This window comes from Croceitalea sp. W27, assembly GCF_055693185.1.
On sequence record NZ_CM146327.1, the window covers coordinates 3,641,051 to 3,663,205 of the forward strand.

Here is a 22,155-nt window from a genome sequence, read left to right on the forward strand (position 1 = left end):
GAGCAAAAAAAGTCAGCTTCAGCTGAATGTGCTCTAACGTCTCGTGTATGTGACGTGGTGGCGATTAGCCGCCATGGACATATACACTTTGTTGCATGCCGTGTTCTTTTTTTATTCATTTTCTATTCGTTACTTCCCAAAAAATAAATTGGATGAAGTGGAAGTTTATTCTTTTCTTCATCTGTCATCTTGGGGTAATACTCTTGCCATAAACTTATAAATCTATCAAAGTCGATTAATTCGATGTGCTTATCTGTTGACCTTGCCTCGTTTATTGAATATGAACTAAATCCTCCCGAAGTTGCAAAAATTCCAACATCTGAACTTCTCTTCATTGTTCCCGCCAATCTTTGTATATCATCTGATGAAATATTTGCTTCGGGTCTATGCTTTACTTGTACGATTATTCTTGGTGGCTTTACTCCAAGTGGGTCAGTATATGCAATAATATCTATTCCTCCGTCTCTTCCCTTTGGAGAAATATGAGAAATATGATAACCCATTGCTCTTAGAAGAATTGCTACAATATCTTGAAATTCATAAGGGTTCTTGTCAATCAGATATTCCCTTAGTCCTTCTAAAGCACTCGCTTCATATTGGTCTAAAAGTGCACTTTGTTTTTGTGTTTTATCTTCCGTTGTTTCGATATCCAAATCATCATCACTTTCTTCTATATCTTTTGACTTCTTATTTTTTGCGTCCCACTCTCGATATTTTTTAGTTGCTGTTTCGAGAAGTTTTTCAGCTCCAAGTTTTATTGCTTCTTCTCCTTCTTTTGTTAAATACCAAATTCCTTTTTGTTTCCTTAAAAAACCTGCTTTCATGCAATCTATCGTATAAAAATGAAGGATACTTTCCCACCGAATATATCCAGTCTTTTCGTATCGATGTTTTTCGTACTCATTAAACTCAACTGTCTCTCTTATTTTATCGACCACTTCTTTACCACGCATTTCTCCTCCTGCTTCCTGCAAGATTTTGAATGTTGCGTAAATCGTTTTTTGAGCAATTAATTTGGATTTTGATATTTTCTTCATTCGATGGTTTTTCTTTTTATTCATGGCATGCAACGTAGGGATAAACAAACTAGTTTGTTTATTTCTATTTTGTTAATACCCTAATCTAAGGGATTTTTAATGGTTTTAAAAGTATTTGTTGCCACATGGGTATAGATTTCTGTTGTTTTGCTCGATCCATGCCCCAGTAGAACCTGAATTTGTCTTAGGTCTACTCCCGATTCCAAAAGATGGGTGGCAAAGCTATGACGTAATACATGTGGGGTAACAACTTGTTTTATATTAGCTTTTTGTGCCGCTGTTTTAACTATTTTAAGAACGCTTTCACCACCATATCTGCCACCTTTCTGTCCCTCGAACAAATATTCCTTTGGTTTCCATTCCTTGAAATAAATACGCAGGTCCTCAAGAGTTGTTTTGGACAACAGAGTGTACCTGTCCTTGTTTCCTTTCGAACCCTCTACCCTAATCAACATGCGTTTACTGTCGATATCTGTGGCTTTAAGGTTTAACAATTCACTACGACGCAGGCCCGAGCTATACAAAAGCTCTGCAATACATCTATGTTTTATATTGTTGGTACATGCTATAATAGAAAGAACCTCTTCTTTTGATATTACTTTTGGTAGTTTTGACTCTTTACGTGGACGTTCAATTTCATAGAAACGATTGGGCATGCCCAACACAACCTCATAATAAAACTTGATAGCGTTAATTGCCTGGTTAAGATAGGAATTGGATACTTTTCTTCGGATAAGTGTTTGGAGGAAAGCTCTAATATCACTTTCATTGATTGTATTTAGTTCTTTATCCTTGTAGTAATTGATGAACATTTCAAAAAATGATACATATGTTCTAACTGTATTATTAGCGTACCTTTTCAATTCCAACTTCAACAAATACTCTTCAGGACAGACTCTATATTCAGGGACAGTTTTTCTTTTTCTAAACCACTCTACATCAATACTTTCATTTTTAGTGTTTATGGGCTTATTGGTTAAAAAGCGGTTATAATTTATCCAAACCAGACCCTTGAATGTATTAAAGATAACACCAAGGTTACTCTTGGTATTGGGAATATAGGCCATATTGTACTGCTTGCTCCATTTAGCGTTTGGTAAACCCTTGATCAAGCTTTGTATTAATTTATTGGGAACAAATTTGATACCAATCATCTTTTGATTTTTGATCATTAAATGATAAAGAGTGATTGACTGGAGTGAGTTCATATAACAATAGTAGTCAAGTTTTAAATTATAAAACATATATTATACGTATAATATACTTTTACAAATGATTAAGATTAGAAAATGTCCCGTTTGCGCATCATTAGTAAAGGGCAGGTCAGATAAGTTGTTTTGTTCCGCAAAGTGTAAATCGATCAGTCAATACGAAAATCGCCAAGAGAGTGAGAAATTCTATTTAACAGTTGATAAACAGCTCAAAACAAATAGAAAGCTATTAAAGCGTTATAATAAATCTGGATATACAACCATTCGAAAATCCGAATTGAAAGATAAGGGATTCAACCCTAAATTTTTCACCCATTATTGGAAGAATAAAAAAGGGGATGTATATCTGTTTGTTTATGACTATGGATTTTTAGCAAAGAAGATTAATGGTAATGATAAATATGTTTTGGTCACATGGCAAGATTATATGGGTTAAGTATGCAAAAGAGAAAAACCCAATTAATTTTAGTATTTTTAATCCATTAAAGATTATATCAATTTACATCTATTTGTGTTAAAATTTGCAATACGGTGTACAGCTTGAAATTAGTAAGGTAAAATATTGAAAGTCAATGTGGTAAGATGTGTTATTTCAGTCTGCCACCCCGACAAAATAGGTATTTTTAAATACCATCTTTTTTCTAAACAAATGAAATCAAGGAATTACCTTTTTCTTGATTTCATTTGAATAGTTTTAGAATCATATTTGAAGGGGTCCTATTGATAAATTGGACTTGCAACAAAAAGTCGGACAAATTTTCTAAGACCTATTCCACATTTTTGATTTGATAAAATTCTTGTTCCATTTCTTTGGGAGTTTTATATCCTAAAGAAAAGTGTAAACGTTTTCTATTGTACCTTACTTCCATATATTCAAAAGACTGCTGATTTTGCTTCTTGGGTTGCTTTAAAGTTCTGATGATATATTAATTCAACTTTAAGGGTTTTAAAAAAGCTTTCTGCCATAGCATTGTCCCAACAATTCGCTTTTCGACTCATGCTTTGAGTAATTAAAATATTCTTAATTATCAACTAATATTTTTATATCTAACTTGTCGGCAGTTCGTTATTTTATTTCGTTTAGTAATATTTTCCATACTGTAGTTCTAAACTGTTCTTTAAATACTCCAAAATGTCCAATTCTTTTAACTCCAAAATCAGTAGGTTTTAAATGAATTGATTTGATTTTTGAATTTTGATACTGATTGGCCATCCATTCTACAGCTTTTTTGGGAGCATAATCATCATCTTCAATACTGATTGCACTAATTTCAAGTTCAATTTTATCATAGTATTTCAAGTCTATTGACTTATCACTTTGTATATAATCTGGCTTTTTACCCCAATTTCGCCATTGGTTAGCAACATTTCTTGGTAGATTTTCCATTCCACTCAGCTTTTTTGAGTTGAGATACCCAAACAAATTTAGAAGAGTAGGGAATAGAATATACCAATTAAACCACATTTTCATTCTATCAACTCCTTTCCAAAATTTCCAATAACCAGATTGGGCAGCAACAAGTATTATTTTATCTAAATTAGTTGAAGATTTAGCCAACCCAATAAGTTGACCGCCTATACTATGTCCGATAATTACTTTTTTAGAGTTGGGATAATTCTTTAAAGCATATTGGATAACATATTCCAAGTCATTTTTGCCCCAATCGGCAGCATTGTTATTTAGTTCTTTAATAGGTGTTGTCAATGAGCGACCAATACCACTATAATCAAATGTCATAACCGAAACTCCGTTGTGAGATAGGTAAGCAGAAAATTTTTGATAATATTCCTGTTTCACGCCTGTTGCTGAGGCGATGATAGTTAAAGGATTATCTTTTTTAGCTTCAAAAAGGGTGGCTGATAGTGTCTCTGAATTAGATGCTATTTTAATTTGTTTCATTTCATAGTGATTGATTTTAGCGGTGTTTACTCTTTAATATGTACTTTTCCATCCTTCATGACGAAAACCACATTGAATATGGTATCTGAAAAATCTTTCTCAAGGTCTCCCTTTACAGCAATGATATCGGCGAAGGCCCCTTTTTTGATAACCCCAATACGATTCGACATATTCATAAATTTACTGGATAGGTATGTGGATGATCTCAGAATATCAAGGGGTTCCATGCCTTCTTCTTGATACGCAACAAGGATGTTCTTAGCTGCCTCACCTTGCGGAATTTCAAAATCCATATAATTATCAGATTCTGTCAAAATGGTGACACCTGCTTTTATGGCCCTTTGCAAGCGGTCCCTTTTACGACTTTGGTAACTGATTACTGCCTTTTCAAGATCTCCCTTAAAGTCTAGGAGTTCAAAGTACTTATAGAGTAGTTTTTTCGATATATCAGTAGGCACTAACGCAGTTCCCTTTTTAGCCATAAGGGTCAGTGTGGAGTCAGCAATAGCATAACCATGTTCAATGGCATCTACCCCAGCTGTAGTTGCTTCCCAAACAGCCAAGTTGCTAGTTGCATGCGCCGTAACCTTTTTGTTGTAGCGGTTAGCCATTTTGACAATGGCCCTCATTTCATCGATGGTCAAGCTCGTGTTATTGGGCGTATTATTGGCACAGATTTTTATGATATCCGCCCCATAGTTTACGTTTTCCCTTACTGCATTAATCGCGTCATCTACATTTTTAATAATCCTGTATTCGTTGGATGTAATTTGATGGTGATGCTTGAGTATTCCCACAACCTGTCCACCTTCCGAAGAAATAATGGGGCCAGAAACGAACATGCGCGGTCCGACAACAGTTACCTCGGTTATGGCCTGTTTTAAGGCAACATCTAAAAATTGCCCTGAATTACCTAAGTCCCTTACAGTGGTAAAACCACTTTCAAGAAATGATTTTGCCCTTTTCGCACCACGTAATGCCCTTAGGGCATCTCCTTGAAACAAGATTTCATTGGCAATAGGGTGTTTGTCCGTTACGGTTTCTGAATGCAAAAGATGTGTATGCCCATCTATTAAACCCGGTAAAACGGTGTAAGAAGACAAATCAATTACCGATGCGTTTTTCGGGATGGGAATAGTAGTCCCAACTTCGAATATCGTATTATTTACGACTTTAATGATATGGTCACTTAATATCCTGCCTTTTTCAGAATCAAACAACCTTCCCGCTTTGATATATTTTATTTCCTCCGTTTCTATAGACTGTGCAAATACGAAACCTACAAAGCAAAGGTATAAGCAAGCGAACACTACAGATTTTTTCATGAAGCTATTGATAGTTGTTAATAAGTGCTTCTATTTTGATTTTCAGAAATTCAGCGTATGAATAAAATCATTTTTCAAAAGGAGGGACTTCCCAAAATGAGCATATTTCAGTAATTCAGAATATAGCGACCCAGAAAATCACCTTTTTATTCTACCCGTTTACCTTCATATGATTTTACACCATATTGATATAAAACCACATTGTCAAACGATTGGTTTCCGCCTTTTACGAATTCTACTTTCAGTTCTTCATCTACCAAGAAGACCATTTCCGTTTGCGCCACCAATCTCACGGATTTCTGACCAGGGATGACCAGGTTGAGCTTTCCATTTTCAGCAACAATATTGAAAGTAACATTTTCCTTGATTTGAAAAGTACCTGTATAATTTTCTAAGTTCTCGACGGGCACGATATATTTTTCGGTTGGAACCATTTTTTTAGCCTTGATCTCAAAGATTTCCTTACCCTCATCAAGATAGGTCTCTACGACCTTTTGATATACCTTATAACCTTCGTTGGCATTGGTGAAAATGACCATTCCTTTTTTAGATTTAGGTAATAGCACCGCGAAGGTCTTGATACCATTTTCATCACCCGAATGCATGATTACCGACTCTTTATTGGAAAGTTCAGGTATTACCTCCCATCCCAATCCGTAAAATAAGTTCTCTTTGACCTTGACCTGTGGTGAGACCATATCTTCAAAAACCGGTTTAGAAAAGGCCGCCCCATTGATTACGTAAGCACATACTTCCGTATAGTCTTTAATAGTAGTCAACAAGCCCGCGGCAGCATTTAATTCGGTTCTTGGGGCATATTCATACTCCCCAAAATTTTTGTCAAAAGGATAAACTACTTTTTTCATATCCCAATTCGACTGCCAGGTAAAGGCTATATTAGTAAGTTCAAGCGGTTTAAAAAGCACCTCTTCGGCCAATTTTGGCAAATCTTCACCTAATTTGTTCTGCAAAGCCTTTCGCAGGTATTCATAGCCCTCACCCGAATACAGATATTGACTACCGGGTTCAAAATTGAATTTCAATTTCTTTGAAGGGCTCATATTTCTCCAGTTGACAAAACCTGACTGATGACTTAAGACAAATCGAGCGCTCAACTTTTTGAGATTGTCATCTACCTTCAGGTCGGGGTCTAAGTGATATTTATACAGAGGTTCATCAAGCGATAACTTTCCTTGCGACACCAAATTAAGTACTACGGTGGCAAATATGGGTTTGGTAAGGGAAGCTACCGTAAAAATACTTTGGTTATTTGCGGGCAACCCGATGCGCTGTTCTCCAAAAACCTTGTTGTATGTAACCTTTCCATTTTCAATAATGCCAATGGCAACGGCAGGAACTTTATACTCTTCTTGCCATTTCGGTACTTTTTCTTCAAGATCGGAAGTAGTTCCACCTTGGCCAAAGGCACAAACGGTAAGTATTAGAAAAAGAAATTTTAAGTTTCTCATAGTATATGGGTATTTTGGGTTTATGGTTATTATTTTTTGCCTGACAATTGAGATTGGATGCTCCAATACATGTGTCGAAATATAGATTTAGATTCATTTGTATACCTCATGGGCCTACCTTTCTCGGCAGATAGCCTTACCCGAGGCAGTTTACCATGTGACGATAAATTAGGTGGGAAGGTTACAAGATTTTTCAAAAGCTTATAATTATTGGCGTTTTCTGCTGGGTTCAAGCCCATAAATGGAGTTGAATTTCTCGTCTGCAGCTATGACATAGCTTCCTTTTACATCCAATCTTTTTATGACGCTAGTATTCATGTTAATCAAGGCCTGCGTCGCCCTAATAGGGTTACCATGAAATGAGATGTCCGTTAGGCTTTGTAGACCATATAGTGGCCATAAATTGCCAATCTCATTGTCAGCCAACAAAGCCCATTTTAAGTGCTTCATATTGGATAAAGGCTCAATAGATTTGATTTTATTGCCCGTCAAGAACAATTTTCTAAGTTTGTTTAGATTTTTTAAGACTTGAATGTCCTCAATGCTATTTTCCCGTAAATCAAGCCATTCAATATTGGTCAGATTTTTAAGAAAACCCAAATCCCTCAAATTATTTTTACGAAGCACTAAGACCCCAATACTTTTTATGTTTGACAAAGGACTAAAGTCTTCGATTTTTGTATCCATTAAGTTTACTTGAACCAATTTATGGAGCCCACTCATAGCTTTAATATCCGAGATGGGATTTTTTTCCAATATCAACACTTCCAATGATTTCAATCCCCTTACCGCTTCGATATTGGTGACGTGGTTATTCGGAATCCATATCCCTTCTAGCTTGGTCAGTTCTTTTAGGGGTGTAATATCTTCCAATTCATTGAACGCCATATTAAAATGTATCAATTCTGTCCAGTTTTTGACAACTTCTATACTTTTGATATTATTGAAATTTCCTGAAATACCCGTGAGCTTCTTTAAATTCGATAACGGACCAATAGTGGTAAGCTGGTTTCTATCAAAAAGAAAGTGCTCAAGGTTAACAAGGTTTTCAAGAGCTTCTAGCGACTTGATTTTATTACCGTTAATGACCAGGTTCTTAAGCTTGATCAAGCCTGACAGCGGACTTAAATCACTAATGGAATTGTTATCCAGTCTTAAAGAAGTAAGATTTTTAGCATATTCCAATCCTTTTAAAGACTTGACCCCCCTCCCTACTGCTGAAAAACGGGTCAATGATTCTAAATCGGCCTTTGTAAGTGCCCCTGTCGGTTTATCAAAACGTTCTCGAATTGCGTGTTCTAGGTAAAAATCTTCAATTACGACAATACTATCAGGATCTTGGGCAGAGGCCAGTGTAACAAAAATCAGTGTCAGGGTCAATACGATTATCTTTAAAGTATCCATAAGAAAGAATTTTGATTTCCCCAAAAATCAATAAACCTAGTTGCTCTAAAAAAGAAATTGCCCTAAAAAAAGTATCATAGTATACTATGAAACCTTTTTCTTATCGGAGACTTGGCCAATATATGTTTTTGGCGTTCGGGAAGTGAATTTATAAAAGGCCCTATAAAAGGTGGTTTTTGATTTAAAACCTGAATCAGCGGCAATTGATTCGATGGTAAAATTAGTGTATGCCCCGTTTTGTATTTTATCCTTCACCTCATCTACACGAAATTTATTGGCGAAGTCATTAAAAGTCACATTCAAATGAGTGTTCAGTAAGTTTGACAAAACGGCAGGGGTTACTTGAAGTTGTTTGGAAAAAGTGGACAACGAAAAATCTTTATTCAAATAGGGCTTTTCGGTTTCCATTTTATGAAGGATGTTTTTAAGCTGTCTTTCGATTACCGTTTTATCGAAGCCCATCTTAGTTGACCTAAAGGTAGAGTAGGTCACATACCCCACCAATGAAATAACATAAAGCAGTACGGCATTATATATCTTAACCGCCATAGTGAGCGAAAAACCCAACCAATCGTCTAAAGGCGAGCTCCTCCAATAGCCATAGATTCTGCCTATAAGGGTAGAGGTCAATTCAAAAAGGGCACCGGCGAAAAAGAATAAAAACAAATAAATCAACCAGTTGCGATACTTAAGATTGTCTTTCAAAAGTTGTACCCTGCCATTCTTTTTCAATTCTAGAAGTGATAGTGTCGTGTAAGCAAATGCCTGGCACAAAAGCACAAAATAATATGTGGACTGCACCTCAAAATAAGCCAGCTTCGATAGTAAGTTCCCCTTATCTTGAATAGTAACAAATAAACTACCTACCCAAACGACAACATAGTATAAAGTAAAAATCACAGGGACTATGAAGTGCCCAATACGTTTACTATCTAGCTTAAAATTGACTTTGCGTATCGATTCGAAATAGAGATATAACAACGGAAAAATGAAAATGACCAGATTTAGTGGGATGAATCTTAGGTAATCATTCGTCTCAATCAGCCCAGTATTGCCTAAAAATGTAGGGACCAATGAAAGACCGACCACAACTAAAATCAGTATTAGTAGTTTGTTCCGGGGTTGCCGCCAATCCCTATTCTTGAATATCAAAAACAGCATTATTGCACTTTGAAGTAAACCGAAAAAAATTAGGATGCTAATAAGGTTGAACTTCATAAATCGCTATAGTTTTATAACTACAAAACTAATTCATGAGTTTGGGATCATTGTATGAGAATTACTATTTTAACAATTGTGTCGATTACAAGCAAAGATGCGAGCACTACCATACTTAATCAAAACACTGGGCAGGTCTAATAATTTATCCAACAATTTTACAAAAAAAAAATGCTCCATCATAAAACATAAAGTAGGTTTCCAATAGTATAGAATTACCGAATCTGATAATTATATCTTCAAGGAAAATTGTAGAAAAGAACGAAACAAAGTATTAAAGATTTTGAACCAAATAAAATCTAAAAAACTAAGATTTGGCAAAAAAATCCGATGAAGTTATGTGCAATTTGCGATTGCATCATGAAACTCAGTTTTGCAAGCTTTCACAAAATTATCTTCAAGCTTTAATGACTGATTTGAATCATTTTCTAAGTGCCATTGGTCACAGTGACACCTTTATTGATATGGTTAAACGTACCTTTGTTTTTTGAAGCTTTTTTATGTACTCATTTAATTTTATTGATATCATATTATTCTTAGGAGTAAGTCAGGGCTTGTTTTTATCTGTTTCCCTACGGCTTATACATAATAGAAATCAGTCAGCAAACAAGATACTTTCCTTTTTGCTTTTGATTGCCGTTCTCATGCTTTTTGGAAGAATTTCAGCTTATCGCATTCCTGAAAATTGGGTATGGCGGTTCGGTGTATTAATTGATACTACAATTTTTCTTTTTGGACCATTTATTTACACTTATGTTAGACGATTAATGTTTAATGAAAACCCACCTTTTCGTTTAAGATTAGAACATTATTTACCTGCAGTCCTCCATTTAGGATACTATTTTTGGACTTTGAGTTTTCCGTTAGATGAATTTAATAAACTGTATTTTTCAGGCAAGCTCAACCTTTTATTCTTTATTGTAGAAGCAGCCGGACTGGCATCTTTTATTTTTTATTGGATAAAGACCTTTTTACTAATAAGGCAGTATAGAAATGAAGAAGGCAAGCAGTTATCATATCATCAGTCGATAAATAAATTTTTGATACTGTTGCAATTAACCTTGGGTGTTTTTATGGTATTATGGTTGATGAGTTTTTTAAGCATTAATTTTCTAAAAAAGCCCTTAGCTTATGTCAACTATGCGACAATGTGGATTTCAACACCTCTTTTCATTTACGTAATAGGGTATTATACTTTACGTCAACCTGAAATTTTTAGGGTACCTTTTGAGAATAGGTCGAAAACAGAAAAAGACCGCTTAAAACCAGAAGAAATTCAAAAACTGCAAAAAAGGCTTCATTACTATATTTCTGATGAGCAAATCTATCGACAATCCGATTTAACTTTAAACAAGCTTTCTGAAAAATTAAATACTTCACCTAACAATCTCTCTTGGTTGCTGAACCAAATTTACCAAAGCTCTTTTTATGACTATATCAATAATCATAGAATTGAAGACTTTATTGGAAAGATTGATAAAGGAGAACATCAAAAACATACGCTTTTGGCAATGGCCATGGATGTCGGTTTCAATTCAAAGTCAACTTTCAATAGGGTGTTCAAATCTGTTATTGGTACAACCCCCAGAGAATATCTAAAAAACCGAAATGTGGCTTAAAATAGGTGCTGATGTGCCCATTGCGTCGATATTGGATTTTCTCATTTATAGTTTTAGTCAATAATAGTTAAAACTTTAATCAAGATGAAAAAATCAAATGTATTCTCAAAAACAACTTTGGCATTAATTTGCGCCTTATCCCTTTCCATAACCAGTAGTTGTGTTAAAGACTTTATTGGTGGAGGCCCAAAACCTAAAAAAGTAAATACTATTATAGGTTCAGAATTTCCTGCAAATGATGGTCTCCATGTAGCACCTGACGGTACCGTGCTAGCTTCAAATTTCGGCACGTTTGACCCAGTGCTTAACAAATACAATGGCACACAAGTTTTCCAAGTTAAGCGCAATAGAAAAGTAACCGAGAAAGTAAGTGGCTTTGAAGCTCCTATGGGCAGTGCGTTGGATAGTAATGGTAACCTTTACTTTAATACCGAGAACAACAACGATGCTGTTTCCGGGGTTTTAGTTAAAGTTTCACCAAATGGCTCATCTTCACAGGTAGGGGAGATTTCAGGTTGGCCTTCGGGTATAACTATAGATGATGAAGATATTATTTATGTTGCAAATTTCTTTGCACCTACGTTACATAAAGTGATGCCAGATAGTACTATTTCTATTTTGGCAACAGATGATAGACTTTTTGGCTGTGTAGGAATCGACATTGATAGCGAGGGAAATATAATAACAGCTAATTTTTTTACTGCAGATATTTTAAAAGTTACCCAAGAAGGTGAAGTTTCATTAATTGCAAAAATTCCAAATACTACCCCAGGATTCGCAATTGGATATATGACCATTTTTGAGGATGCAGTTTATGCAACGGGAATTAATGAGAATGTCATCTATAAAGTTGATTTTGATGGAACTACCGAAATCTTTGCAGGAACGGGGGAAAACGGTAGTGCTGATGGAAAATTGGATGAAGCTACTTTTTCCCAACCAAATGGTATTGCGGCTGATGAACAAAGACGTATTCTATATATCTCTCAATTTGGGGAACCAGGATTAAGAGCTATTAAATTTTAGTTATTACTAATACCCATAAACCCTTTTAGGTACTTGATATAAAATCAAACTTAAAGGGGTTTATTATAACAAACTTTTTCTGATTCTTCTTTCTTTAGTAATGCCTAAATACTAAACTTAAAAAATAAATACTTTTTTAAAGGAGATCGCCACCTTACGTGAAATTGATATAAAAGTGACCAGCCATATCGCAAGGCATACATTTGCTACCAGTTACCCTCCCTAACGGATTGGCAATAGCCACTGTATCAAAGTTATTAGAGTGTTCTAAGCTTATTGCCAATCAGATTTATGCAAATGTAGTAGAGAAGAAGTTACAAGAAGATATGGGTAAGCTTCAGTAAGTCTTAAATAGCGGTAGGGAAATTGCCTGATATGACTAAATGCATTGACAATAAGTACACTTTAAGAGCCTCGCTAGGTTTTGTAGGTGAATTTAGAAGAGTGTTATCATATACCAGTAATGGCAAACTGCTGAGGGCTGTGACTGAAAGTTTTGTGAAATTTCTTCTTGAAATTTCTTTTATATGTCCGCTCATAGTTGGTTAATGATTTATACTTTTTAAGCAGAAATTATGTCAAATATTTGCATGTCTTACAAATATATGTATTTTTGGTAAACCAAACTGGTAAACCAATTTTTGATACAGATTATTTCATATGGACTTCAAAATTTTCAAATCCAATTATACCCAAACCTTATTAATGTTAGGCGTCTTTTTAGTTTTCATTGGTTGCTTAGATAAAACCAAGAATGAAAAAGAAGTCAAAAATGCTGAGATAGCTAACAATACTGTTAAAGCAAATGACCTTATCCCATTTTTCAAAGATTGGAATTTAATTTTGGGTGATGGCACCAATGCTGGTCGGGCAATAGACTATGAGAACAAAAATTTCTTTTTTACAAAAACAGATGACAACGGTGATTGGGTCGTTTTTAAATCGCCTAATGCTGGCAATACCCATGGCACTTCGAATAATGCGAGAACTGAGTTAGCTCAATTAAAGAAGTGGTCACCAATGAATGATGCTAGAATGAATGCGACACTTAAGGTTATGAATGTGTCAACTACGGGTGATGCGAGAGTAGCTTCAACATATTGAGTAGTGGTTGGTCAAATTCATAGTGCTGATGGGCATGAGAACGAACCACTAAAAATATTTTATAAAAAATTCCCAGGGCATAATAAGGGTTCCGTTTTTTGGAATTATGAAATCAATACTTCTGGTGACGATAATTCAGGAAGATGGGATTATTCTTATCCGATTTGGGGCTATGACTTTTCGATAGTTGGTACTGATAAAAATACGTATCCTCCAGAACCAAAAGATGGTATTGCTTTGGGGGAAGAATTCAGTTATGAAGTGCAAATTAGAGAGGGTATAATGCATCTTACGTTTTCAAGCAAAGGGCATGAAACGAAAACATTTACCAAGAATCTTATTTCCTCAGAATATGCAAAACGTTCAAATATTCCAGAACAAGTCGAACGCTTATTCGTTGCCATCGGCCAAGATGGTGTTGAACGTGAAAATGCTTATACAGACGAAGGACTTTTTTTTAAGTTGGGTTGCTATAACCAAACGAATGGAAAGGACCCTAAAGTAAATAAGGTCTGGTGCTCTGGAGCCGAAACCCATGGGGGTGACTTACAAAAACAATATACAGATGGTAATTATGCTGAAGTATGGTTTAAATCAGCAAGTATCATCATTCCAGATGAGGCCATTTCCAATGCGGGGTATTTTAAAGCCAATGATGGCTTGAGCACAAAAACGGTCTACCCAAGTGAGGTAATTCCTTTTATGGATAAATTTAAGATGCTAATGGGCGATGGCACCAATGTTGAAGATTTGGTCGACTTCGAAAACAAAGATTTTTTCTATACGGTAATTGATGGCACAAGACGCTGGGTAGTTTATAAAACACCCAATTCTGGTGTCACTTCAAAAAATTCTAGCAATACAAGAACCGAATTGCATGAAAAACGGGAATGGACCCCTGAGCAAGGCGGGAAGCTGACAGGCACCTGTAAGGTTATGCAGGTTTCAACTTCTGGTGATGCTAGGGTTGCCGCTTCGTACTCGGTTGTGGTTGGTCAGATTCATAGTGGAGAAGGCCATGAGAATGAACCCCTAAAAATATTCTACAAAAAATTTCCTGGCCATGATAAAGGTTCCGTATTCTGGAATTATGAAATCAATACAGCTGGGGATGATAATTCTGGAAGATGGGATTTTTCGACTGCCGTATGGGGGCATAATATGTCTGTTGTTGGCAAAAGTAGAGATGAAGCTCCCACAGAGCCTTTAGACGGAATTGAATTGGGTGAAGAATTTAGTTACGAAATAAATGTATACGAAGGTATCATGTACCTTACTTTTTCCAGTCCTGACCATGAAACAAAAACATTTACCAAAAATCTCATTAAATCTGAATATATAAACCAATCAGATTTACCCGCTCAAGTTAAAAAACTATTCGTTCCAATAGGTCAAGACGGCACGGAAAGAGCTACGGCCTATAGTGGTGAATTGGGCTATTTTAAGCAAGGCGCTTATAACCAGACCAATGGAAAAAGCCCTGAAACAAATATGGTTTGGTGTGCTGGTGCAGAAACCTATGGTGGTGATATTGCGAAACAATATGCAAATGGTTGCTATACTGAAGTGTGGTTCAGGGAAGCGACTGTGGGTTTAGGTGAACCTAACAAATAAATTAAATCTACATTTATTACGAATCAAGAACAGTAAATTATGAAACGATTTAGTGAGAAATATATCATCACAAAAGAAATGGAATGGGAAGAACTAGGAGGCGGAGTTTCTCGAAAGTTCTTAGGTTACGATAATCAAATAATGATGGTAAAAGTAAAGTTTGAAAAAGGAGCGCTGGGTTCTCCACATCAACATTTTCACACCCAGGCAACCTATTGTGTTTCGGGTAAATTTGAATTCGAAATTGATGGGGTTAAGCAAATTGTAGAAGCTGGTGATGGAGTTTACATTGAACCTAATTTATTGCACAGTGCAGTTTGTTTAGAAGAAGGAATGCTAATTGACACATTTAGCCCTGTAAGAGAAGATTTTTTAAGTGGTGGCGCTGTCTCTTATTTCGGAGACAAATAGTGCAGAAAAACAACTAGTTCAAAATCATTAGGATTGGGTCCATGTGGAGTGGCTCATTTTGTTTTGTCAAGAATTATTTTTTTTAAGTTAAACAAAACCACATAATTCCTAAAATTTTAACATTTAAATAAAGAAATCGTTTTTTATTAACGATTCAATAACATATATTTGGTAATCCAAACTGGTAAACCAATTTGGTTTACCAAACAAAAACACTAAAACTAAATTATTTATATGATAAAACCTTAAGCATAAAAAAAGGATAGGTGCACGCCTATCCTTTTCAAAAAGATTACTTCTTTCGGAGGGAAGTAAAATTCGACAAATACACATTAAATGCAAATTTGAAGAACTCAAAAGTAATGAAATTCCACGTAAAATTTGTCCATGAAATGTGATTAACTAAAGTCACTTGTTAATACTACTACTTTGTTAGGATAGCAATTTGAGCTTTTGTAATTGACTAAATGAGAATGAACTTAAAAACTAAACTAAAAGTTATAAAAGAACTTTATCATGAAAAACAAATTATTACTAAATAACCGATGGTCTTTCTGGATGCTTTTGTTGGGCATTGTATTCTTTTCTTGTGAGAATGAAGAAGAAGGTTTGCGCGCTGACCAAAGTCAAGATGATCCAGCCCCGCTTTCGGTGAACTTTACGACATCTTCCGTGTTTTTAGAAGTTTCGACAACTAATACTTCTGCTAATGGACGCGCTTACGCTTGGGATTTTGGAGTAGAAGATGCAGATGACGATACTTCAATTGAGTTTGAGCCCAGTTATACCTATGAAGCAGATGGTACTTATACTATTACACTAGTAGTAAAAGGTGAAGGAGGTCAAGAAGAAATTGTAACTCGAGAAGTAACTGTCGGAAGGGAGATGATTAATCCGTCTGCATCATTTACAAGTGAGATTGATTTCTTAGATGTAGCTTTCACCAATACTTCTGTTAATGGTGTTTCCTATGAATGGGATTTTGGAGATGGTGCAGGAACGTCAACAGAGGAAAACCCATCCTATTCTTATGCAGCAGGTGGTACATATACAGTTTCTTTAATAGCAACAAGTAGAACTGATGATACCGATACGGTAACTGAAATGATTACTGTTGAACCCAGACCTGTTGCTCCTGTAGCTGATTTTACTTTTGTTGCGACTAATTTAGATGTAGAATTTACAGATGCGTCTTTGGCCAATGATGGCAATATAACCGCATATGCTTGGGATTTTGGAGATGGAACAGGTACTTCGGCCCTTGCTGATCCTAGCTACAGCTATGGTGCAGCGGGCACCTATCAAGTTGCCCTAACAATTACCTTTGATGATGTATTGGGCGAGACTTCTTCTACCACTACGCAAAGTGTTTCTGTAACGGCCGACCCAGGGCTTCAAGCTACCTTTGCTGCCGCTTTGCAAAATGGTGACATGCAAACATATCCAACAGCAGAGCAGAATAATAACGACTTAGTTGATGCTTGGACTATAGATCCGGATAATACTTTTAATGATAACAGCGATACGCCTTTTAATTTCTGGCGAAATGATGATTTAGAAGCTTTTGTCACAGCAATAGGCGGTACTGATAAGGCAAGTTCTTCAGGTACAGACGCGACTTCTGCAGGCGGAACGTCAGACAGATCTTATAAAATGGATAGTGCTGGTGAAAGGGCGTACCAACCATTTGAAGTTGAAACTGGGGTTCTTTATAGTATTTCTGCTTTTGTTAAGTCGGAAACCACGCCTGTAGGCAATGTAGAGGGTACTTTTTATATTTTATCAGATCAGCCATCAGATGAAACTGATTTGGCTTCGATAGCCTTAGCTACGGTGCCAGTAACATCAAATGGAATTAATGAGTGGCAACAAATTTCATTTAGTTTCATAGCTGGATCAACTTTTAATTTCCCTCAAAGTAGAGTGGATGAAAGTATAGCCACAGGTGGAATATTGACCTCAGTTGACCAAGAGTTTGTGATACTTTATTTTGCTCCTACAAGTACTGTTACTGGTGATAATGAAGTGTTTTTAACAGATGTTGAAATAGAAACTCCAAGTTTAAATTAATTTGAATAGAAATTAAACCCGTCAACCCTAAGGTTGTCGGGTTTATAAAAGCTTAAAATTTAAGCGTTTAAACCATTTTATAATATCCAATAAACAAAATATTTTTCAACAAATACCAGTCCATGGTTTTTGTTATAAGTAGTTGAAAATTAATTCAAAACTCATGAATATAAAAAAGAGAATACTAATGATTGCTATTTTGCTGATAAATATTCAGCTAATAGCTCAAAACTTAACGGTTACAGGTACCGTTACTGATTCTGATGGGGTTCCTGTTCCAGGTGTAAATGTCGTCGTACTAAATACTACGCGTGGTGTTCAAACAGACTTTGATGGTAACTATTCCATTAGTGCGTCAAATAATGACGTCTTGCAGTTTTCCTACATAGGTTATGCCACCCAAACACAGATTGTAAATGGTCAGGCAACAATCAACATTACTTTGCAAGAAGATACAGAGCAATTGGATGAAGTTGTAGTTATTGGTTATGGTACGCAAAAAAAATCATTGCTTACCGGTGCAATATCTAAAGTTGTAAATGAAGATTTGGATCAAATTGCTGTTTCCAGAGTCGATGAAGCTTTAATAGGTCAGGTTTCTGGTGTGAATATTCGAAACTCGGAAGGTGAAGCCGGTTCTGCACCAACGATACGAATTCGAGGAGTTGGTTCGATAACTTCAAATAGCGGTCCTTTAGTGGTCGTTGATGGGGCTGTAGTCGATTCTGACTTTCTGACCAACCTCGACATGAACAATGTAGAGTCTTTTGAAGTGCTTAAAGATGCTGCTTCAGGAGCTATTTTTGGTTCGAGAGGTGCAAACGGTGTTATTCAAATTACAACAAAACAAGGTAAAGAAGGTAAAACTAGATTTACGTATAACACATTCACTGGTTTTAAGGAAGGTTATAAAAGTGATGCTTATGACATCGATTTTCAAGGAGAATTAGACAGAGAAATAGCTATTACGGGAGGACTTTCTCTAGGTAGCCAAATGCGTCAATTAATTAATGCCGAAAACAACTGGCAAGATATTATCATCAACGGTGGTACTATTTCCAGTCACAGTTTTGGAGCCAGAGGTGGTACTAAGAAGACTAAGTTTAATTTAAACTTTAGTTATGTAAGAGATGATGGTGTTCTTTTGACCGATAGTTTTGAGCGATATACGGCACAAGCAAAAATAAGCTCGCAAGTCACGGATAGGCTAAAATTAGGAGCCAGTTTCACCCCTTCTTTTTCTAAACGAAGAAGATTCAGTGCTACGGGTGTTTATGATGTTGTTCGTCAGCCTTCATGGGTGCCGGCACGTTTAGATGAGACCAATATCAATTTTGTAAATAGAGTTAGGGATGGTGGTAGATACGCTGATGCTCAAGTAGGCGATTACGTGCTGCAAAGAATGTTTGATGATTTTCAATTTCCAGCGGGTGCTACCAGTATTTTTGACGCCAATGGTAACTTTATAGGAATTCCTGTTGGAAGCGGAACGGATGTAAGTAACACAAGTAATATTAACCCTTTAGCAAAACTATTAGAACGCGAACGTTTTGAGAATAGATATAAGTTTTATGGAAGTGTGTATGGGGATTATAAGCTTTCAGATGATTTTAGTTTTAAATCTACCCTTACGGCCACTTATGAGAATAGAATCAATACGGACTATCAGGGTATTAATGAATCAAGGAATGGTGCTGCTGGTGCAAACGCCTCATATGATACCAGAAGTCGTCTGGCCTTAATCAATGATAATATCTTAAGTTTTAATAAGACAATTGGTAAACATCAGATTAATGCAATTGTTGGTGCTACTTTTGAGCATAGAGATTTTGAAGAATCTCAGTTGGAAACATCAGGTTTTACTTCGGATTTAATACCAAACGTTGGTGGTGGTTCGATTATCAATGAAGGAACTGCATTTTTCTATGAAAACTTTTTGAACGGTTTCTTAGGTAGGGTTATTTATTCTTTCGATGATAAATACCTGTTTAATGCTAGTATACGTCGTGATGGTAGTTCTATTTTTGGAGCTGATGTTAAGTATGGTAATTTTCCTGCTGTTTCCGCAGGTTGGGTAGCATCAAATGAAAATTTCTTAAAGAATAGCGATGTTGTTAATCAACTTAAGTTCCGCTTTAGTTATGGTGTTACGGGTACTAATGATTTAAATACCAGTTTTTTAACGGATAATTATCCGTCATTGGCACTATTAGAGACTTCGAGTGCAGTTGTTGATGGAACGGTAACAAGTGCGTTTAACCCAGCGAACCTACCAAATGAATTACTTCAATGGGAGCGTTCGGTGGAAATAAACCCAGGGGTTGACTTTGGCTTTTTTAATAATGTTATTTCTGGATCATTTGATTATTATAAAAGAACCAGTGATAAATTATTATTGAATAATCCAGTTGCAGGTACAACAGGGTTTACAAATGGACTTGTAAATCTTGGTGAAGTAGAGAATGAAGGAATCGAGTTCGAATTGAGAACAAGAATCTTAAACACCGAGAAAGTTAGATGGAGTGCCTCATTTATAGGTTCTTTTAACGAAAATACATTAACGGATTTAGCTGATTCTAACGGACAGGTCGTGAATACGGGTGATGGAAGTAGACAGGTTGAATGGATTAATTTAGAAGGACAGCCGATATCATCTTTTTATGGTTATGTGTTTGATCGGGATATTGCATTCGAAAACTTAAATGATCCGTTTAGACAAGTAGGTAATAGAACGCAGTTCGTATATGCAAAAGACTTGAATGGTGATGGAATAATTGATGATGACGACAAAACTATTCTTGGAGACCCTTTTCCTGATCTTGTTTGGAGTTTTGGTAACGACTTAAAAATTGGTGATTTAGATTTTAGTTTCTTATTTCAAGGAAGTCACGGAGCTAAGACCTATAATTTAGGTGATCAGTATGTTTTTGATTTCTTTAATAGTAACACGGTAGATTTTGATAGGGCTACTACACCTAACCAAGAATTATTGGTACAGCGAATTTTTACAAGTCAATTGGTTCAAAATGCCGGTTACTTAGCACTACGTACCGTAAGTTTAGGCTATAATTTCCCATCAAAAATCACCTCTAAATTAAATTTGTCTAGTTTAAGATTATACGCAACTGGTCAAAACCTAATGTTCATTACAGCCGCGGATTACACAGGTTGGAATCCGGAACATATTCGAAATTTACCTCTAGGTGTTCAAACTTTTGGTTATCAAAGAGGAGGTACACCAATTAACAGAACAATATCCTTTGGGCTAAATGTTGAATTTTAATAGATTAAAAACAAGACTTATGAAACAAATAAAAATATTTTCATTGTTAAGTTTGGCCATTTTAATAGGGTCATGTGACTTAAACCCGATTCCGGAGTCAGCAACTACGGTTGAAAACTTCTTCAATGATGATGATGAAATACTTTCAGGAATCATCAACATATATGATGGAATTCAAGGGAGCAATCCATTAGAAGGTGAAGGTGGTTTTAATAACCCATACTTGTCCGTACAGGTGGAGTATCAGCTTGGTGAGACATTAAGTGATAATGGAAGAACCAAAAGTGGTTCACCTCAAGGTTTTGATTTTGAAACTTTTGATGTATTGCCAGAAACTTTAGCAGTAACCACATACTACCGCAGTATGTATAATGTCATTTTTAGAGCAAATCTAGTACTTGAAAATTTGGATAACGCTTCAACCGGAAACAGAAATGTCTTTGAGGCTGAAATTAGATTTTTAAGAGCTTATGCCTATTTCAATTTAGTTCGGTATTACGGAGATGTACCATTAGTAGATAGGGTAATAGGCCCAGAAGAAACTGAAATTGGTTTTACTAGAGTTGCTGAGAGTCAAATTTACGATTTGATTTTAGGTGATCTAGAATTTGCTGAGGCTAGTGAGTTGGATAATAGCAGTCGCACTAGAGCCTCTAAAGCCGCAGTACAAGTTTTACTAGCTAAGGTGTATATGACCTTAGGTACAAATTATTTGGCTGCACAGCGTTTATTGGAAGATGTTATAGATAGTGGCGATTACCAATTAGAAGATAGTCTTTTAGATGTTTTTTATAATGAAGATAACAACGAAACAATTTTTGCAATAGGTTATGATGATACCGTTGTTAATGATAGTCAAGGTTTTTCGGCTGAATTTTTAGATGCCGTTGGCCGTGGTACGGGATCAAATTATGCCACCTCAGAACTTGTTGCACTTTTCGACGTGATAGGTGGTAACAGAGGTCCGGTCTCTTTTCGAGAAGACCCGGGTAACCCTGGCTTGTTTCAGTGCGCAAAATATTTGCCAATCATCGATGAAGAAGTTGGCGTTACCTCTGCACCTGCGAACCCTAGAATTGCAGGTAACGATTTAATTGTAATACGATATGCAGATGTCTTATTGTTACATGTAGAGGCGATAATGGCTGGTGGTCAAGAAACCAGTGTTGCTGCTGCCCTAGCTTCTTTTCAGGCGGTTAGAAATAGAGCTGGACTTACCGATACCGTAACAAATATTACTAAGCAAGACTTAATGGATGAAAGACGCGTTGAACTAGCGTTTGAAAATCACCGTTTCTTAGATTTAAAACGCTTTGGAGTAGCACAAGAGGTGCTATCAGCATTTTCTGCGGCAAATAGTTTTAATTTTCAGGCAACAGATTTACTATTACCTATTCCTTCTGCTGAAATATCTATAAGTCAAGGATTATTGGTGCAAAACCCAGGATATTAAAAAATAAAATA

At 36.0% G+C, this 22,155-nt stretch carries 15 protein-coding genes and 2 pseudogenes; 9 read left to right on the top strand and 8 right to left on the bottom strand.

The window, feature by feature from the left end:
* Nucleotides 1-122: 122 nt before the first annotated feature.
* Nucleotides 123-1,037: a restriction endonuclease gene (locus ACZ1GR_RS16615; protein ID WP_472609970.1), complete on the bottom strand. Its 915-nt coding sequence runs from the start codon at nt 1,035-1,037 to the stop codon at nt 123-125.
* A gap of 80 nt (nt 1,038-1,117) precedes the next feature.
* Entirely contained in the window at nt 1,118-2,191 is a 1,074-nt protein-coding gene (gene xerA / locus ACZ1GR_RS16620) for a site-specific tyrosine recombinase/integron integrase (RefSeq protein WP_472609971.1), read from the bottom strand.
* 118 nt (nt 2,192-2,309) lie between these two features.
* On the opposite strand from xerA, the gene ACZ1GR_RS16625 reads away from it, so the two are divergent.
* Complete coding sequence (locus ACZ1GR_RS16625; RefSeq protein ID WP_472609972.1) at nt 2,310-2,684, top strand: hypothetical protein; 375 nt, start codon at nt 2,310-2,312, stop codon at nt 2,682-2,684.
* Nucleotides 2,685-3,015: 331 nt separating this feature from the next.
* On the opposite strand, the pseudogene ACZ1GR_RS16630 reads toward ACZ1GR_RS16625, so the two are convergent.
* The 6 genes and pseudogenes from ACZ1GR_RS16630 to ACZ1GR_RS16655 all read right to left on the bottom strand — a co-directional run.
* Nucleotides 3,016-3,256, bottom strand: a pseudogene (locus ACZ1GR_RS16630) (transposase); the annotation flags it as partial.
* A gap of 58 nt (nt 3,257-3,314) precedes the next feature.
* Nucleotides 3,315-4,148 (bottom strand): alpha/beta hydrolase family protein, encoded by an 834-nt coding sequence (locus ACZ1GR_RS16635; protein ID WP_472609973.1) that lies wholly within the window; start codon nt 4,146-4,148, stop codon nt 3,315-3,317.
* Between the two features lie 26 nt (nt 4,149-4,174).
* Nucleotides 4,175-5,473, bottom strand: coding sequence for a metal-dependent hydrolase family protein (locus ACZ1GR_RS16640; protein ID WP_472609974.1), 1,299 nt, complete (start codon nt 5,471-5,473; stop codon nt 4,175-4,177).
* Between the two features lie 146 nt (nt 5,474-5,619).
* On the bottom strand, nt 5,620-6,942 hold the full coding sequence (locus ACZ1GR_RS16645; RefSeq protein WP_472609975.1) for a serine hydrolase domain-containing protein: 1,323 nt from the start codon (nt 6,940-6,942) through the stop codon (nt 5,620-5,622).
* Nucleotides 6,943-7,149: 207 nt separating this feature from the next.
* A complete protein-coding gene (locus ACZ1GR_RS16650) occupies nt 7,150-8,346 on the bottom strand; it encodes a leucine-rich repeat domain-containing protein (RefSeq protein ID WP_472609976.1) in 1,197 nt (398 codons plus the stop codon).
* A gap of 84 nt (nt 8,347-8,430) precedes the next feature.
* Nucleotides 8,431-9,564 (bottom strand): helix-turn-helix domain-containing protein, encoded by a 1,134-nt coding sequence (locus ACZ1GR_RS16655; protein ID WP_472609977.1) that lies wholly within the window; start codon nt 9,562-9,564, stop codon nt 8,431-8,433.
* Between the two features lie 500 nt (nt 9,565-10,064).
* Here ACZ1GR_RS16655 and ACZ1GR_RS16660 point away from each other — a divergent pair, with 500 nt between their 5' ends.
* The 8 genes and pseudogenes from ACZ1GR_RS16660 to ACZ1GR_RS16695 all read left to right on the top strand — a co-directional run bounded on the left by ACZ1GR_RS16660 (nt 10,065) and on the right by ACZ1GR_RS16695 (nt 22,144).
* On the top strand, nt 10,065-11,183 hold the full coding sequence (locus ACZ1GR_RS16660; protein ID WP_472609978.1) for a helix-turn-helix domain-containing protein: 1,119 nt from the start codon (nt 10,065-10,067) through the stop codon (nt 11,181-11,183).
* An 84-nt stretch (nt 11,184-11,267) separates the two neighbouring features.
* Nucleotides 11,268-12,209, top strand: coding sequence for an NHL repeat-containing protein (locus tag ACZ1GR_RS16665; protein ID WP_472609979.1), 942 nt, complete (start codon nt 11,268-11,270; stop codon nt 12,207-12,209).
* Nucleotides 12,210-12,914: 705 nt separating this feature from the next.
* A pseudogene (locus ACZ1GR_RS16670) lies at nt 12,915-13,907 on the top strand (polysaccharide lyase family 7 protein); the annotation flags it as partial.
* Between the two features lie 129 nt (nt 13,908-14,036).
* A complete protein-coding gene (locus tag ACZ1GR_RS16675) occupies nt 14,037-14,927 on the top strand; it encodes a polysaccharide lyase family 7 protein (protein ID WP_472611834.1) in 891 nt (296 codons plus the stop codon).
* A gap of 39 nt (nt 14,928-14,966) precedes the next feature.
* Nucleotides 14,967-15,338 (top strand): cupin domain-containing protein, encoded by a 372-nt coding sequence (locus ACZ1GR_RS16680; RefSeq protein ID WP_377768191.1) that lies wholly within the window; start codon nt 14,967-14,969, stop codon nt 15,336-15,338.
* A 516-nt stretch (nt 15,339-15,854) separates the two neighbouring features.
* The gene (locus ACZ1GR_RS16685) at nt 15,855-17,408 is read left to right on the top strand and encodes a PKD domain-containing protein (protein ID WP_472609980.1); all 1,554 of its coding nucleotides are present in this window, start codon (nt 15,855-15,857) and stop codon (nt 17,406-17,408) included.
* A gap of 163 nt (nt 17,409-17,571) precedes the next feature.
* A complete protein-coding gene (locus ACZ1GR_RS16690; protein WP_472609981.1) occupies nt 17,572-20,691 on the top strand; it encodes a SusC/RagA family TonB-linked outer membrane protein in 3,120 nt (1,039 codons plus the stop codon).
* A gap of 19 nt (nt 20,692-20,710) precedes the next feature.
* On the top strand, nt 20,711-22,144 hold the full coding sequence (locus ACZ1GR_RS16695; RefSeq protein WP_472609982.1) for a RagB/SusD family nutrient uptake outer membrane protein: 1,434 nt from the start codon (nt 20,711-20,713) through the stop codon (nt 22,142-22,144).
* Nucleotides 22,145-22,155 lie beyond the last annotated feature (11 nt).